Source organism: Arenibacter sp. 6A1 (assembly GCF_012272855.1).
Lineage (GTDB): Bacteria > Bacteroidota > Bacteroidia > Flavobacteriales > Flavobacteriaceae > Arenibacter.
In genome coordinates this window covers 77,076-93,659 of the sequence record NZ_JAAXCQ010000019.1, presented here as the reverse complement: position 1 = coordinate 93,659, position 16,584 = coordinate 77,076, and the positions used below count along the sequence as shown (strand labels likewise).

Below are 16,584 nucleotides of genomic sequence, written 5' to 3'. Positions count from 1 at the left end.
CCTTTTTAGTATTAAATTATGTGAGTTTCCTTAAAAAACTACATTTCGTCCTCTATTTTAGAGCAAATTTCATTGACATCGTACGAATCGATGATATCGCGAACTCTACTTCCTAAAATAGGATTTGTTTGGCGTTTTTGTTGATACACAAAAGAGAACACATACTCGGTATTATCCTCTAATTTTGGTGTTTTACCCAATAAGCCGTTAAGAACCACCCCATAAGGCAAGAAATTTGTCCCCGTGGCCTTTTTGAAATAAATAACGGTATTGTCCAAGGTAATGGTTGCCTTGCTACAAGTGATACTGAATTGGATATCGAAATTTTCCGTCAAGGCGTTCGGTACCGATACGTCTACAGTAGACTGCTGCCCACAATTGATACTTTGGGAGACGACACTTTTCTTACCATTGATGGTATTGGCCGTAATGTTCAAGGTATAATTTCTGTTTTTAACAAGACGTTTATTAAAAGTCAAGGTTTTGTTCTTACCAGAAAATACCGTAGTCAATTTAGAGCTTACAATATTTCCCTGAGCGTTTTTAATACTCACATAGTACTGAGTGGCCGGACCATTGTTTACCAGGTTAAATTTTGGATAAGATGCGCAATAAGGGCTTCTTATTCTCTTCACAATATAATATCTACCCCACCATCTCCATGAAAAGCTATATCTTCTAAAACCAAAACGCGCTGCAGAGGCAGTTTTAGCACCTGCACCAGTTTCTGTAATAGTGATTTGTTCTGGGGTATCGTTCCCAGGTGTCTTTAAATACACCTCGTACTCTTCGCCGTCATCTGGTACGGCAACCGACATACTAGCAGGATTCTCTTCTGATAAATTTACTGTTTTACCATTGACCGTAGGATTGATATCAATCACAGAAAAAGGCTCTAATACGTTATCACCAGAAATGCTGATCTCTTCAATTTCGTTGATAGCACTAAAACCGGTATCGTCGTTTCCGGCATCGGTACCCAATTCAAAAGACTGTACATTTAAAGCAATATCACTACCGCTGACAACCGTTCCGTCCTGATCTACAAATGAACTTCCTTCTTCAACAGCAATGTTCGCCAAGGATTCTTCCTCTTCATCTGTAGAAGCTATGGTAACGGCAATAGTTTCGGCAGTTTTATTGGCAGAAAGGGCTGCATTTGCCTTTTGTACTTTTATAGTTGACGGTAAGTTGGCTACTTCCAAGACCGGGATACTTAAAGATTCTACCTCGGTACCATCGAAAACAATTTCGACAGTTTTGTCCAAATAACCTTCTGCCGATATTTTTGCAAGGACTACGATAGGCTCTTCCTCAGTAGCTGTAATACCATGTCTTAGTCCAATAACGATACGGCCTTCATCTAATTTAAGGGCCGATAATCCGTCTGAAGTAAATACCTCTGAGGCATATTCGCCCTCTATGGTTAATTTAACATCGTTTACTGTAGTTTCCGAATTAAGGGCATTTACAATATGGAGTTCCTTTTTATCTCCTACTGCATCTGGAGTAACAGCTATTTTAAATTCGTCTTTTAGACTTAAAAGTTTATCGGTATCGCAGGCCATAAGGGCTAATACGAACAAAAAACAACTTATTTTACCTAAGTTTTTCATGTTTAATCTTTTATGGTATTGTTATATTGAATAGGAAATTTTAAAGGAGAATTGAGGTATAAACCTTAATTCAGAAAAGCTATCCTGTAATAATGCTTCTTGATTTTTGGTGTTTTCTATGATCCCAGTGGCATCTAAACCTACTTTTGGAGAACGGGCATAATAGGTTCCGGCCTCGATACTAATACCAATTCTGCTATTCGGTACAGCTCTTCCAAAACCTAGGGCTACAAATGGAGAAACTTGTTCCCAAGCAGAGTCAATGCTGATAAAGCCTATATCTTCCGGGGTAAATTCTACCTCTCCAATAATGATACTTTCTTTAAAGGAAGTAGATACATTAAATTTGCTATCGGTAAAGTATCCCAAACCACCTACGATCTTAAAAGCATTTTTAAACGGGTGGTAATTTACTAGTACATCGATGTTCTTGAAATCGACGTCTACATCGAACAATAAATTCTGACCGTCTATGCTTTGTTCATAGTCATTTACTTCAAAAGCCAGGTAGTTGTAACGGGCCGTCAAAGAAATGGTTTCGTTAAATTTGTAAGAGTAGCTAAGACCTAGACCAGATCCGGCGCTAACACCAATGGCATGTTGATTCATTGGAGATTGTGTTTCTACCATTTCAGCTACTTCAGGCTGTGGTACGATAGTCTCTTCTTCTTGTGCCATTAGGCCCAGAGACATCGAAAAAAATAATAGGGGAAGGAGTTTCCTTTTCATTTAATGATAATAATAATGGTTAATAATTTGGTTAATCGTTTATAGACAGTCTGTGTTTTTGTACTACACCCATCTTTTTTTTCTAAAAAGCAAAAGGCCCACCCTGGCATCCGGTTTAAATCTCGAATGGCCTTTACGCTGTGAACCTATCTTATTTTCGGGATATTTTTACACCTTGCCGGTGATTATTCCTTACATATGCTTCTGTATCGCATGTTTATTCAGGATTTAAAATATGGAATTGATCCTATTTCCATAATTCAATATTGTACCAGCTTTAATTCTTTTATAAAAAATTTTATAGCTAAAGTCTCTGATTTTAGTATGATTCTTCTTGTTTATTTTTTTCTACTGAAAGGCCACAAAGATAATGAGTTACACCCATTTACAAAAGGCTAAATCCCTAATTTTTTAAGGTTTTTTTAAGAATTTCACAAAAAATAGATAGGGTGTTGTAATAGGCCACTAAAGCTAAAACTGGACTTCTAATAAGTGCCCTTTCATTAAAGAACAATAAAAGAAAATTGCAATGATGTTAAGGGTGACAATAAGCCAGAGGCATGCTAACAGTTGCTTATGGGTAAGCAGTGGTTTTTTTATAAATGATATGCTTGCGTGAGGTGTTTGCCACCATATCCCGGCAACAAAAAAAGGGCCCCTTACAATTGAAGAAGCCCTTTATTAAAATATTCTGTAGTTTTTATAGCTTTCAAAGCAGAACAAGCAACCCTGCTATTACGGCTAATATCAGGTCTAGATTTTGCTTTTCTGTGGTCTTTAATGGGTAGCGGGACTAAATTCGAAGTCCCCAAATTTCTCCAATACTTCGTCAAATGCCGCAAAAACATCTTCGGAATGATCACTGGTCACCATTTTCATTCTACATTCCTTAAAATTAGGAATCCCTTTAAAATAATTGGTATAATGTCTACGGGTTTCAAAAACCCCCAGTTGTTCTCCTTTCCAGTCTATGGCCATTTGCAAATGGCGACGGGCGGCCTCTACGCGCTCTTCCATGGTAGGAGGAGTGGCATGGGTACCGGTTTTAAAATAATGTTTTACTTCTTTAAAGAACCAAGGGTAACCAATACTGGCACGTCCTATCATGGCACCGTCCAAACCGTACTCATCGCGCATTAACATGGCTTTTTCCGGAGTGTCCACATCCCCATTTCCAAACACTGGAATATGCATCCGTGGATTGTTCTTTACCGCGGCTATAGGGGCCCAATCGGCATCTCCCTTATACATTTGCACCCTGGTACGTCCATGGATAGAGATGGCCTTGCAACCAACATCTTGCAATCGTTCTGCGACTTCCACTATTTTTATACTATCGTTGTCCCAGCCCAAACGGGTCTTTACGGTAATGGGCAACTTAGTGTGTTTTACCATGGCTTCGGTAAGTGATACCATAAGGTCTATATCCTTCAGTATCCCTGCTCCGGCACCTTTACTGACCACCTTTTTTACCGGGCAACCAAAATTAATATCGATTATATCGGGATTAGATTTTTCTACAATTTCAACAGATTGTAGCATGGAGTCTAAATTGGCTCCAAAAATCTGGATCCCTACCGGGCGTTCTTTTTCATAAATATCCAACTTCATCATGCTTTTCGCCGCATCGCGAATAAGTCCTTCCGAAGAAATAAACTCGGTAAATACCACATCTGCACCCTGTTCCTTACAAAGCGCACGAAAAGGTGGGTCGCTAACGTCCTCCATGGGAGCGAGCAACAAAGGGAAATCTGGTAACTGTATGTCTCCTATCTTTGGCAAATTGTTGTTTCTTTAATTGTGGAGTGCAAAATTAATGAAAATTAAACAATTGAATATCAATAGGAATAAGAATTGATTCGAAGATTATGAAATAATTATAGTTTAGATTTCTCTTTTAGGCGCTCTAACTCTTCTGGGCTAATGTCCCTATGGTTGTCTACCAACCTATAATTTCCAAATTTATAGCGTACCCCTAGTGAAATACTGCGACTTTCGGGCATGGAGATAAACCCGTTGTCCTGATTGCCATTTTTGGTAAACACAGGAATATTGGTGGTGTTAAAAATATCATGAAGCTCCAGGTTCACATAAACCCTTTTCTTATAGAACGACTTCCTAAAACTAAGGTCTGCCGTAAATTGATTTTTAAATTTGTGCTCCCCCATGATGTAGTCCGATAAATACATTAGGGAAAGATCGACGGTAAAGCTTTGGTCTTTAGAAAGTGTAAACTGGTTATAAAACTGTCCCAAATACCCCAGGGTACTGTTTTTTTGGACTACTCCTGTATTCCCGCGGGACAAATAGCTGTTTTCAAAATAAAAACCGGACATATAAGTACTTATATACCACCAATCTTTTATATAATCGAAGAAGATAAAATCGGCACTATATTGACTACTCCCCTCTATATTATAGTCCGATGAATTGAGTGTTTTATTGATATTGTCCTGTAGAATCAACTCTTCTAAATGCTTATTGATATGCTCATAATAGAAGGAAAATATATACTTGGCGTTATAGGTGTACTCTAGGGTTATCTTATTTTCTATAGATGGTTTTAGGGTTGGGTTTCCGGTATTATACTGACTTTCGTTTAAAAAATAACGGAAAGGATTCAGGTTTTGGTAGCGCGGTCTTTCAATAGCCTTCTTATAGCTAATCCCAAATATATGATCGGTTCCCAAGCCATACTGTAGGTTCATGGTTGGAAAAAGCTTAAAATAATTATCCTTGTGTAGATTTCCCAAAGAAATAGACTTGGCCTTTATTTGAATATATTCTCCTCTTAGTCCAAAAACCAGGCTCCATGGGTCCCACTGATTCCCGATATTGGCATAAGCGGCATAAATCTTTTCGTCATAACTAAAGATATCGTCCGCAATGTCGTCTGGCAGGGATGTTCCCTTATAGCGTACACTACTCCTGCTTTTGATATCGGCATACTTGCTTCCAAGCTCCAATTGGTTATTGCCCTGAGCCACGGAATAATCGATTTGGCCAGTCCCTATCCTATAATTTTGCTTGTTCCAAACATTGAAATTATTCTGATCTATTAAAGTACCGTCCTCATCGTAATAATCGGTAGTAAGATCTTGAAACTGATGATCCCTATAGTCTATATAATTAGAAATCACCTTTAAATCCCCGCCATTTTCGCCCAATTTAAGTCCATAATCCACATTGAGGGACACATTGCTATTGTCATTTTTTAAATCGTTAAACGAATTAAAATAAGATTGCAGCAAGCCCTGTTGGTCCAGGTCTCGGGCAGTAACCGTATTGTTGTTGTCCTTATTTGGAGAATTCAATAGGTTGGCGGCCAGACTTAGGTGATTGTTATCATTCAATTTAAAGTCTATGATAGCATTAAAGTTATGGGCATAGGATTTTGAAATGCTGCTAAAATCGGTTTCCCTCCTAAAGTCGGGCAGATTACCGTCAAAAAAATTGATATAACTCTCGTCCTTTTTATAGTTTTTTTTGGGGTTGTAACTATAGCTTGCAAAGGCATTAACAACTTCATTTTTGTAATAATGACTTGTGTTAAACTCATATTTAGAATAGGTAGCCTGTGTAATTTTGCTGCCCACTTCTCCCTTATACCCAATGGATAGATTTTTAGACGCTACGATATTTAATATAGCGCCCCCTTCGGCATCGTACTTGGCAGAAGGATTGGTAATTAGTTCTATAGAATTAATGTTTTCACCAGCATAATTTTCCAAAAGATCCTTCAATTCCGTATTGGACAAATACACTCTTTTACCGTTAATATAGATGAGTGTGGGCGAGTTTTTAATCGTAATCTTATCCCCGATGACAATTACTCCAGGGGTTTTTGAAAGGATAGAGAATGCTGAGGACTGGGATAAATTAGTATTTTCTACCTGAAACACCATACGATCCGAAAGTCGTTTTACGCTAGGTGCCTTTAAAACCACTTCATTTAAATATTTGGTTTGATCCCCAATAATAAGCGGACCTATACTAACATCCTCATTGACCTCCAAGGGCAAAAAATCGGATTTTTCAGAAACATAACTAACACTTACAAAATAGGCGTTGGGGGGAATGTTTTGGAGTATAAAATCTCCGTTATGATCGGCAGAGGTACCACTGACCAGCATAGAATCTGAAACCTTTTGAAGGTATACATTGGCAAAAGGAACAGGCTCATTGTGCTCGTTTTGTACCTTCCCAGATACCTTGTAAAGCTGACCGAAGACAGTAAGGGGACTAAGCCATAAGAAAATTAGAGTTAGGATGTTTTTTGGCAATAGTCAGTTCGGTTTTAAGGTAGCAATCTAAACAAAATTAAGATTTAATTAAGAATTAAACGGGTTTTTTTCCTAAGTATTATCTCGATAATATTTTTCGTGTTAAAAATAATTATCTGTAATGAATTTAGCTTCATGAACTTACTAAAATAACCACTCTAACTCTTACATTTCTCCTTTTTTATTCCAAAGTCCCCAAAAATTATTAATGTCAGGTATTTCTTCGCCTAAAAAAACGGATTTTACTGTACAGCAGGTGTTATTATGGTTATTTAAAGGCTTTTTAGACTACTTATTGCAACCGAGGATGGTACTGCTTACTATTCTTTTCTCGTTGGTATGGTAGCAAATAAAAAAAACGAGCGTTCTTAGGTCCTAACTTCCTATACCCTAAGGTTTTTTATTAAGGAAGCCTTAACCTTTTTATAGCCTATTTATAGCTAAATAAGCGATACCTTGGCCCCTTCCAAATAATGTAACTATTGATGAAGGGAAAAGCTAGGATTTCGGTGGCCAGCAAGGCCAATGGAAAATTAAATTTTGAGCTTGTTTTAATTGTTCTAGGGATTGTATTTATAGCCGCCAATTTACGGGCTCCTATTACGTCGGTGGGTCCGGTTATCACCGAACTTTCTGACCATCTTCAACTAACGCCGGCCCTTGTAGGCCTTCTTACGGCTATCCCTTTAATGTCCTTTGCTTTTTTATCTGTTTTTGCACCAAAACTCGGGCGCAAAATAGGGTTGGAAAAATTACTGTTGTACTCCTTATTGGTTTTGGCCTTTGGCCTTTTTATACGGTCTTTTGGCAATGTATTCTTATTGTTTTTTGGTGCTGCCTTAATTGGGGCTGCCATTACTGTAGGCAATGTATTAATGCCGGCCTTTATTAAAAAAGAGTTTCCTACCAAGGTGGGTATTGTCACGGGGGTGTATTTGGTATCTATGAATTTCACTTCAGCATTAGCGGCCGGATTTAGCATTCAAATTGGAGAGCTAAGTGGTTTTGGATGGAGAGGTTCTATTGGAATATGGGGCTTTTTGGCCTTGTTAGGCTTTCTTATTTGGTTTCCACAGGCCCGAAAAGCCTCGGCAGTAAGATCTGAACCTAAAACCACAACGAAAACCTCTCTTTGGAAATCGGGACTGGCATGGAATATAGCCGTTTTTATGGGCTTGCAGTCCCTGTTGTTTTACTGTTTTGCCGCTTGGCTGCCTACCATACTACAAAGTTGGGGCATGTCTGCCGATCGTTCTGGCTGGATGCTCTCCTTTATTCAAATGGCCCAATTGCCCATTATGCTTATTGGCCCCATTTTAGCCGCGCGCATGAAAAACCAGCAAGCCCTGGTATGGGTCACTGTTGGGTTATTGCTCCTTGGCCTGGCCGGAATAATCTTTGGGAAAATCACCTTTATTATCCCATCTGTAATCAGTATCGGCATTGCCCTTGGTTTGGCCTTTACCCTAGCCATGATGTTTATGGTCTTACGGACCAAACAAACCACGGAAGCGGCAGAACTTTCGGGCATGTCACAAACTGTGGGCTATATCATAGCGGCCTGTGGGCCTCCCGTTTTTGGAGCTCTCTTTAGCCTTACCGACACTTGGTACTACCCCCTTGGGTTACTGGTCATCGCGACATTAATACTGTGTAAGGTAGGCCTGACCTCTGCGAAGGACAGCTATGTTTCTTTTTAATAAGGTACTCTAGAGGCCTCACCTTAAACCTCTAAAATCAATAGCTTTATAGAAGGTATACGGAAAGTACTTAGAAGCGGCTTTTTAAAATTTTGTCACAGTCGGTTTCGTTCCTCTACGTTTTTGGAACGGTAGTTATCCTTTATCCCAAGGTTCCCAAATTTGTAACGGAACCCAAGGGAGAATATTCTCCCATCTGGTCGGTAGACCGACGTATTATAATGGTTGCCATACTTACGGGTATTCCGCAGGGTAAACTGCTTAAAAACATCTGTAAGCCCCATACTTATTACACCTCTTTTCCCAAAAACGGTCTTTTTAAGGGAAATCTCCCATTCGTTATACCTCTCTTGTCTAGAATTTCCCCTTATAATGGGAGATACGTACATGAAATTAATATTTCCACTGAGGGACCTATCTTTGAGCAAGGAAAAATTATTGTTCCACTTGACCAAGAGCGTCCACAAACCCTGATCTATTTTCTGCTGGGAATCCAAATCTACAAACCGCTCGGCACTATAAAAATAAGAGGCCAAGAAATAAGTGTCCCAGAATTTAGCCACTCCTTTATTATAGATAAAATCTAAGCCATAGGCCAACTCCCTATCTACGTTGCTAGTCTTAAACCGCAGTAATTCGTTCTCATTGTCCTGAAAAGTAAGCAGTCTTATAATATTGTTGTGATAACGATAAAACAATTCAAAGGTATAATCGCTCTGATAGGTATAGGATAAAATTGCCGAATGTTTAAACGAAGGTTGCAAGTCCATATTTCCCTCTACCACAGAATTATTGGACTGAAAGACCTGAAACGGATTTACCTTATCGTAGCTAGGTCTGGCAATACTCCTTTTTACACTCAATCCCCACAAGTGATTATCCTGAGGTGTAAACTGCACATAAAGACTGGGGAACAATTCTAAATAATCCTTATTTATCTTATTGCTCAACTGGCTGAAATTGCCTGTGGTGGTTGTGTATTCTGCTCTTAGGCCTGTTTTAAGGGACCATTTTTCGCCTTGGGAATGAAAACTGGCATAGGCCGCCCAAATATTTTCATCGTATAAAAAGACCCCGTCCTCGGTAGGATCTATTCCGGGCTGATCTCTGTCGAAGCCTTCTTGGGAAATGCGGCTTTCAGAGTCAATAAGGGCATATTTTAGACCCGTTTCTAAAGTCGATTTTTCCCCTATAGGCGATTCGTAATCGGTTTGCAGGCTAAATAAATCAGTCTGTTGCTCATTGGTGGTCGTAAAGTCGTTCTCACTGACGGTGTTCCCATTGTTGTCGTAGAAATCGGTAGCCAAGCCCTGATCTCTTTCATATTGATAATAGGTAAAATGGGAATGAAAGCTTAGCCGTGCCCCTTCTGGGTTCAGCTTTCGTACATAATCTAGATAAAAAGCCGAGTTGATCCCTTCGGATTCGGAATCGATATTGGTATAAAATCCGTTGTTATTAGGGTTGTCCTGCTCCCGGATCCTGGTATCTGAAAAATCCTTGGCATCACCTAAAGGCGTTAAGGAAGCGATGGTAGAAAAGGCTAGGGTATTGTTGTCATCCAAGGGATAATCCAAAAATACGCTGGCGGTATGTTTTTTGCGTTTATCTACCGACTCTAATTCCGAGGTCCATGTTTCCCTCACATTTCCTTGGTCCAGAAAATAGGTGACATCGGTATAACGGGTTAAAAATTTATCCTGGTTAAAGCTATAATTAAAGGAGGATTCCAGCTTTTTTCCCTTAAAATAATGGTTGGTTCCCAACATTTGTTGCGGAAAAACCCCTTGTTCATAGCGGTTAAAAAAGGCTCCATTATACCCTGCTACTAGATTCTTTTTCATTTTAATATTGATAATGGCCCCACCTTCGGCATCGTACTTTGCCGGTGGCGTGGTAATTACCTCTATCGCTTGTACCCCACTGGCCCCCGTACCGCTTAAAAGCTGTAACACATCGCTTTGGGGAAGATGTACCCTTTTGTCATTGATATAAATCTGCACCCCGCTTTCTCCCTTAATGGTTATTTTTTCGTTCATCACAAATACACTCGGGGTATTTTTAAGAACCTCCCAAATATCGGATTCTGAAAGCGCTGTATTTTCTATGTTAAACACCAAACGATCGACCTTTTTTACCACTGTGGGCTTATTGGAAACGACGAACACCTCGTCTAAGGCATGCATTTCATTTTCCAAAAATATTGTTTCCAAGGCTGTATTAGAGGTCAGCTCTATGCGCCGAAAAGGGGAAGAATTGCCAATATAACTGGCCTGTAAAAAATACACGTCGGGAGCGATATTGTTAAAAGCAAAGAATCCGTTTTCATCAGAAGCGGTTCCTTTTACAAAACTAGTGTCCGAAGCCTGTAATAAGATAAGATTGGCAAAGGCAATATTCTCCCCGTCTTTTTGGCGTACCTCGCCCGAAATTTGATATTCTTGCCCCCACATTGGGAATGAGAATAGCCACAAAAACACGTAATTTTTAAATAGTTGTCTCACGAAAATATCAAATAAGGGGGGTTTTTGATTTTTTTTCAACAATCTAAACTTATAACATAATTTTAAGAAAGCAGCGTCTTTTCTCTAATTCGTTGTCAATAATTTAACTCATTTAAAAGAATAGAAAGGATTAGGCACTTTCCAGAGCATTTATTTTACCAGCCTTGCCATCTTCCATGAAAAGAGCACTGCTTTTTTACTAAAAAAATGATGGATAAAGCCTATATTTGCAGTTGATTTTAATGCCATTGCACCCCTTGGTGTTTCGGGCGTTGAAAAATGGAACTGAAATAATTCAGCATAGATGAAAAACATACGGAATTTTTGCATTATTGCACATATTGATCACGGTAAAAGCACCTTAGCAGATAGATTATTGGAATTTACCGGATCGGTAACTGACCGGGAAAAACAAAATCAGCTATTAGATAGCATGGATTTGGAGCGGGAACGTGGTATTACCATTAAGAGTCATGCCATACAAATGGACTACGAACATGAAGGTGAGAAATATATCTTAAACCTAATTGACACTCCTGGTCACGTAGATTTTTCCTATGAAGTTTCCCGATCTATCGCGGCTTGTGAAGGAGCCTTATTGATCGTAGATGCGGCCCAGAGCATACAGGCCCAAACAATATCGAACCTTTATTTGGCCTTAGAAAACGATTTGGAAATTATTCCTGTTTTGAACAAGGTAGATTTACCAAGTGCCAACCCGGAAGAAGTTACCGACGATATCGTAGAGCTTCTAGGTTGTTCTAGAGAAGAAGTTATTCCTGCCAGTGCCAAATCAGGACTGGGAATCAAAGATATTTTAACGGCTATTATAGAGCGTATCCCTGCCCCTAAAGGCAATCCGGACGAATCTTTACAAGCCTTGGTCTTCGATTCTGTTTACAATCCATTCAGAGGGGTTGAGACCTATTTTAGGGTCATCAACGGAGAGATTAAAAAAGGCCAGAAAATAAAATTTGTTGCCACCAACAAGGATTACTACGCCGATGAAGTAGGAACCTTAAAGTTGGTACAACATCCTAAACAAGTTATAAAAGCCGGAGATGTGGGGTACCTGATCACCGGTATCAAAGACGCCCGTGAGGTAAAAGTAGGTGACACCATTACCGATGCTGCCAATCCTACCAAAAATGCTATTGGAGGATTTGAAGATGTTAAACCTATGGTATTTGCCGGTATATACCCTGTAGATACCGAGGATTACGAAGAATTGCGTTCTTCTATGGAAAAACTGCAATTAAACGATGCTTCCTTGGTTTTTGCCCCCGAAAGTAGTGCTGCCCTTGGTTTTGGTTTCCGTTGTGGTTTCTTAGGAATGCTTCACATGGAAATTATCCAGGAACGTTTGGAGCGCGAGTTCGATATGACGGTTATTACTACCGTACCTAACGTTAGTTACCACGCCTTTACCCGTAAAAATCCGGAAGACGCCCTTATCGTTAACAACCCGTCAGATTTACCAGATCCGTCTACATTAGACCATGTAGAGGAGCCCTATATTAAGGCTACCATAATCACAAAATCGGATTTTGTAGGGAACGTTATGTCGCTTTGTATTGATAAAAGGGGACAGATTACGAACCAGACCTATTTAACGCCAGAAAGGGTAGAGCTTAATTTTGATATGCCTTTGGCCGAGATTGTTTTTGACTTTTACGATCGTCTAAAAACAGTTTCTAAAGGATATGCTTCCTTTGACTACACCCCTATTGGTATGCGTACCTCTAAATTGGTGCGTGTAGATATTCTATTGAATGCACAACCGGTAGATGCACTTTCTGCCCTGATACATGCCGACAATGCCGCCAATATCGGTAAAAAAATGTGTGAGAAATTAAAAGAACTGATCCCTAGACAACAGTTCGATATTCCTATCCAAGCGGCTATTGGTGCGAAGATCATTTCCAGGGAAACGATAAAAGCCTTGCGTAAAGATGTTACCGCCAAGTGTTATGGAGGTGATATTTCTCGTAAACGTAAATTATTGGAAAAGCAAAAGAAAGGTAAAAAACGTATGCGCCAAGTGGGGAACGTAGAGATCCCACAGCAAGCGTTTATGGCCGTTTTAAAACTGAATGACTAATGACAACAGCCCATAAGTATACCCTCCGAACAATTGGTCTATGCTTATGGGCTTTTTCTATCCTTAGCGGTTGTAGTTCCTTAAAAACCCCCGCTCCTACCAATGCCGATGGATGGCAATTAATCTGGGAAGAATCTTTTGACAAAAAAGATTTCCTAGACCCTGCCAAGTGGAATATTATTGAAAGGGGTACTCCGGACTGGTCCAATTATATGTCCGATCACCAAGATGTTTATCAAGTAAAGAACGGGAAATTATACCTGCGCGGGATCGTTAATCCGGACCGCAGCAAGGATACCGTACCTTTTTTAACCGGTGGCGTATCTACCCAGGGAAAATTTGCTTTTCAATACGGTAAAATCGAAGTCCGCGCCAAACTAGAGAGTGCACAAGGCGCTTGGCCCGCAATCTGGATGTTGGCAGACCAGCCAAAATACGGGAAATATCCCAGAAACGGTGAAATCGATATCATGGAACGCCTGAGTTTTGAAAATAAGATTTACCAGACCATCCACTCTTACTATACCTTGGAACTAAGACAAAATTCCGTGCCCCCGCATTCTTCCACAACGGCGGTACAGCCAGAAAAATACAATATTTATGGCCTGGAGTGGTTCCCAGATAAATTGGTCTTTACCCTGAACGGTAAGGAAACGTTTACCTATCCCAAATTAGAGGGTGTCGATGCCACACAATGGCCCTTTGACCAGCCGTTTTACTTTATGCTCGACATGCAATTGGGCGGTGCTTGGGTGGGCGCTGTCTCCGCCGAAGATTTACCGGTACAAATGATCATAGACTGGGTAAAAGTCTACCAATAGCCCTTGTGGCCATTACTGCGCAAGACCTAGGAGCGAATCACCTAACTCTGATATTATACCACATCCTAGCAAGAAAACCTCTTAAAACTGAGGCCTGGGCTAAACATTATATCGCCAAAAATAGGCTAGTAGTACCAAGAATAACTTTTTTTTGGGCGTTCCCCTAGCGGGTCGTGCTTTCCGCTATATCTTTTTTAAACGGCCCAAGCCTTTAAAAAAGGATGCCGCTGCAATCTCTAACGCTTTTTCAATTAACAATAACCAATTAGAGAAAAGAGAAGAGAGAAGAGAAAAGAGAGAAGAGAGGACCGCTCTGCAAATGCAACGACTTGCATTTGTAGTAAGGGGCCAGCTGACGCGTTGGCATTGGCTGCAGTCATTTTAAATTAACAATACACAATTGGATAAAAGAAGAGAGAGAAGAGAGAAGAGAGGACCGCTCTGCAAATGAAACGATTTGGATTTGCAGTAAGGGACCCAATCAATTTCCTATAAGCAGTAGACAATGTTTAAATGAGGGCAACACTAATCAACGAAGTACATGATATTTGTTATGAAGTTATCTTGTTATCGATTATGATGAAGGGTGGGGTTCAGTGAACTTTAACCAATCGGTACATTTTCACATTGCTACATTAAACAATTGCATTTTTCACATTGTTAATTGCTAATTGTTTATTGTTCACTGAAAAAAGCGTTAGGGACCGCGGCGGCATCCCCGCAGCGCAGCAAGGGATATAGCCAAGGGCCCGACCGACGAAGGAGGGAACGCCCTAAAAATTATAAATGTTTGCCAAAAAGTTGAAAAGCATAGAAGGTGAAACGATCTCCTTACTACGATTCACTATACCTCTATTTCCTTAGGTTCCTTTTCCTTCTGTTCATCTTCCAAGTCGAATTCCTTCCCTAGATACACCAAAATACAGCCGTCTGTGATATCGTCCATTTCCTTGCTAAAAGACGAAATGATCCGTAGTTCGCCATCGGGCATTTTTAAAAATAAAGGCACGATATCCTTATCTACTTTGGAAAGTTCTATAAGACCATCGTAATGCTCCTTGTTATTTACCTCAATTTCATTAATCTTAGGATATTTCCTAGAAGTTTCGGTCAGGTTAATAAAATCGTCAGTATGCGAAAACAGGCCTTCTTTGGGATTCTTTTCCGGGTCGTTCATTTCGCTCGAGTTAATTAAGCGATAGGCCCCGTTTTCCCCATATTCCTTTTTAAAGTGTTTAATGGCAAAATTGTTGATATCAGAATTCCCGGTGAGCGCCAATAAATAACCTACGTCACTAAGCTCTATATTATCGGTAATGGAATCGGCATAAATATTGGCCGCGATGGCTTCTAAGCCCTGTTTTTTAGCCTTATTAACGTTGTTTTGGTTGTTATCGATCAGCACTACGTGGCGGTTGTTATCCTGAAGGTAGGTCCCAATAAGCCTGGAAATTTTGGAAGCCCCGATAATCAATATTCCCTCGGACTTGTTTAAAAACACCCCTATTAATTTGGCAAAGAGCCTGGCCGTCGTTGCATTAAACAAAACGGTTCCCAAAACGATCATAAACACCAATGGGGTTATAAATTGTGCATCGGCCTCGCCCTGTACCAATAATTTGGACCCAAATAAAGAAGCAATACCCGCCGCAACGATTCCTCTAGGGCCTACCCATCCTATAAACAGTTTATCCCTAAAGCTTAGGTTAGACCTAGTGGCACTAAGGAATACGCCCAAGGGACGAATAATGAATACGATGGTACAAAACAAGGTTACGGTCTTCCAGGTATAGATTAGCTCTAAATCTGCCAAATTGATATTGGCCGCCAATAAAATAAATAAAATGGATATTAAGAGAATACTTAAGCTTTCCTTAAAATACAAGAGTTCCTTTAGGTTTGGCAAATCGGTATTCCCCATTACCATTCCCATAATCACCACCGCCAAAAGGCCCGATTCGTGTGCGAATACGTCTGACATCACAAACACCATCAGTACGGTAGATAAGGATACCACATTCAATAAATAATGGGGAACAAAATTGTTTTTAATCACAAATACCAAGGCATGGGCAAAGGTAAATCCGAAGGTAAATCCGAACAGCAGAATTTTTCCAAATTCTATTAAAGCGGTCACCGTATAGTCCCCACCTCCACCTACTCTAATAAATTCGTAGACCAATACCGCCGCCAAGGCGCCAATTGGGTCAATAAGAATCCCTTCCCATTTCAACACTGCCGAAAGGTCTTTTTTTAGGGGTATATTCCTTAAAATAGGGGTAATTACTGTAGGTCCTGTCACAATGATCAAGGAAGAAAACAGAAAGGACATTTGCCAATTCAGTCCAAAAATAAAATGTGCTGCCAAACCGGCACCAAAAAAGGTTACTAAGGAACCAACGGTTATAAGTTTGGTAATCACAGGCCCCACATTGGCCACCTCTGATCGTTTTAACGTAAGTCCGCCTTCGAATAAAATTATACTAATGGCCAGGGAAACAAAATAATACAGGCTATCTCCGGGGAACAATCCTTTGGTGCCGTTCCATATAGGTTCAATTAACTTGGAGCTATCATCGGTAAACATGGTGGCTATAGGCCCCACCAATAATCCGATTAAAATTAAGGGTAAAATAGCAGGTAGCTTTAATTTCCAAGCTACCCATTGGGCAATAATTCCAAGTATAATAATTCCAGCAAGCTCTACCATAAAAAAATTTGAAGCAATATAAGTTTTAAAAAATAAAAATATTGCCCGAAAAAGAAAAAACCTTGGTTGATTTATATAAAATTATATCGGAAAAGCCCTTAATTAGGCCAAACAAGAGGC

The 16,584-nt window shown here is 39.9% G+C and carries 9 protein-coding genes; 3 read left to right on the top strand and 6 right to left on the bottom strand.

Features of this window, described 5'->3' with window-relative positions; translation table 11 throughout:
* Window positions 1-38: 38 nt before the first annotated feature.
* The 4 genes from HCG49_RS15405 to HCG49_RS15390 all read right to left on the bottom strand — a co-directional run bounded on the left by HCG49_RS15405 (window position 39) and on the right by HCG49_RS15390 (window position 6,628).
* On the bottom strand, window positions 39-1,616 hold the full coding sequence (locus tag HCG49_RS15405) for a hypothetical protein (protein WP_168470420.1): 1,578 nt from the start codon (window positions 1,614-1,616) through the stop codon (window positions 39-41).
* 21 nt (window positions 1,617-1,637) lie between these two features.
* Window positions 1,638-2,345, bottom strand: coding sequence for a hypothetical protein (locus tag HCG49_RS15400; protein ID WP_168470419.1), 708 nt, complete (start codon window positions 2,343-2,345; stop codon window positions 1,638-1,640).
* Between the two features lie 777 nt (window positions 2,346-3,122).
* Window positions 3,123-4,127, bottom strand: coding sequence for a tRNA dihydrouridine synthase DusB (gene dusB / locus HCG49_RS15395; protein ID WP_168470418.1), 1,005 nt, complete (start codon window positions 4,125-4,127; stop codon window positions 3,123-3,125).
* A 95-nt stretch (window positions 4,128-4,222) separates the two neighbouring features.
* On the bottom strand, window positions 4,223-6,628 hold the full coding sequence (locus HCG49_RS15390; protein ID WP_168470417.1) for an outer membrane beta-barrel family protein: 2,406 nt from the start codon (window positions 6,626-6,628) through the stop codon (window positions 4,223-4,225).
* A gap of 485 nt (window positions 6,629-7,113) precedes the next feature.
* On the opposite strand from HCG49_RS15390, the gene HCG49_RS15385 reads away from it, so the two are divergent.
* Window positions 7,114-8,328, top strand: a complete 1,215-nt coding sequence (locus tag HCG49_RS15385) for a CynX/NimT family MFS transporter (RefSeq protein ID WP_168470416.1) — start codon at window positions 7,114-7,116, stop codon at window positions 8,326-8,328.
* A gap of 95 nt (window positions 8,329-8,423) precedes the next feature.
* On the opposite strand, the gene HCG49_RS15380 is transcribed toward HCG49_RS15385, so the two are convergent.
* Entirely contained in the window at window positions 8,424-10,781 is a 2,358-nt protein-coding gene (locus tag HCG49_RS15380) for an outer membrane beta-barrel family protein (RefSeq protein WP_168470415.1), read from the bottom strand.
* A gap of 355 nt (window positions 10,782-11,136) precedes the next feature.
* Here HCG49_RS15380 and lepA point away from each other — a divergent pair, with 355 nt between their 5' ends.
* Window positions 11,137-12,933 (top strand): translation elongation factor 4, encoded by a 1,797-nt coding sequence (gene lepA / locus HCG49_RS15375; protein ID WP_168470414.1) that lies wholly within the window; start codon window positions 11,137-11,139, stop codon window positions 12,931-12,933.
* The gene (locus HCG49_RS15370; RefSeq protein WP_168470413.1) at window positions 12,933-13,754 is read left to right on the top strand and encodes a glycoside hydrolase family 16 protein; all 822 of its coding nucleotides are present in this window, start codon (window positions 12,933-12,935) and stop codon (window positions 13,752-13,754) included. The genes lepA and HCG49_RS15370 overlap by 1 nt, the downstream gene beginning before the upstream one ends.
* 844 nt (window positions 13,755-14,598) lie before the next feature.
* Here the strand turns inward: HCG49_RS15370 and HCG49_RS15365 are convergent.
* Window positions 14,599-16,464: a cation:proton antiporter gene (locus HCG49_RS15365; RefSeq protein WP_168470412.1), complete on the bottom strand. Its 1,866-nt coding sequence runs from the start codon at window positions 16,462-16,464 to the stop codon at window positions 14,599-14,601.
* Between the last annotated feature and the right edge of the window lie 120 nt (window positions 16,465-16,584).

Excerpts from the sequence above, each read along its gene's own strand:
- HCG49_RS15385 (WP_168470416.1), top strand. The coding sequence starts at position 7,114 with ATGAAGGGAAAAGCTAGGATTTCGGTGGCCAGCAAGGCCAATGGAAAA.
- HCG49_RS15380 (WP_168470415.1), bottom strand. The coding sequence starts at position 10,781 with ATGTGGGGGCAAGAATATCAAATTTCGGGCGAGGTACGCCAAAAAGAC.
- HCG49_RS15405 (WP_168470420.1), bottom strand. The coding sequence starts at position 1,616 with ATGAAAAACTTAGGTAAAATAAGTTGTTTTTTGTTCGTATTAGCCCTT.
- HCG49_RS15400 (WP_168470419.1), bottom strand. The coding sequence starts at position 2,345 with ATGAAAAGGAAACTCCTTCCCCTATTATTTTTTTCGATGTCTCTGGGC.
- lepA (WP_168470414.1), top strand. The coding sequence starts at position 11,137 with ATGAAAAACATACGGAATTTTTGCATTATTGCACATATTGATCACGGT.
- HCG49_RS15370 (WP_168470413.1), top strand. The coding sequence starts at position 12,933 with ATGACAACAGCCCATAAGTATACCCTCCGAACAATTGGTCTATGCTTA.
- HCG49_RS15365 (WP_168470412.1), bottom strand. The coding sequence starts at position 16,464 with ATGGTAGAGCTTGCTGGAATTATTATACTTGGAATTATTGCCCAATGG.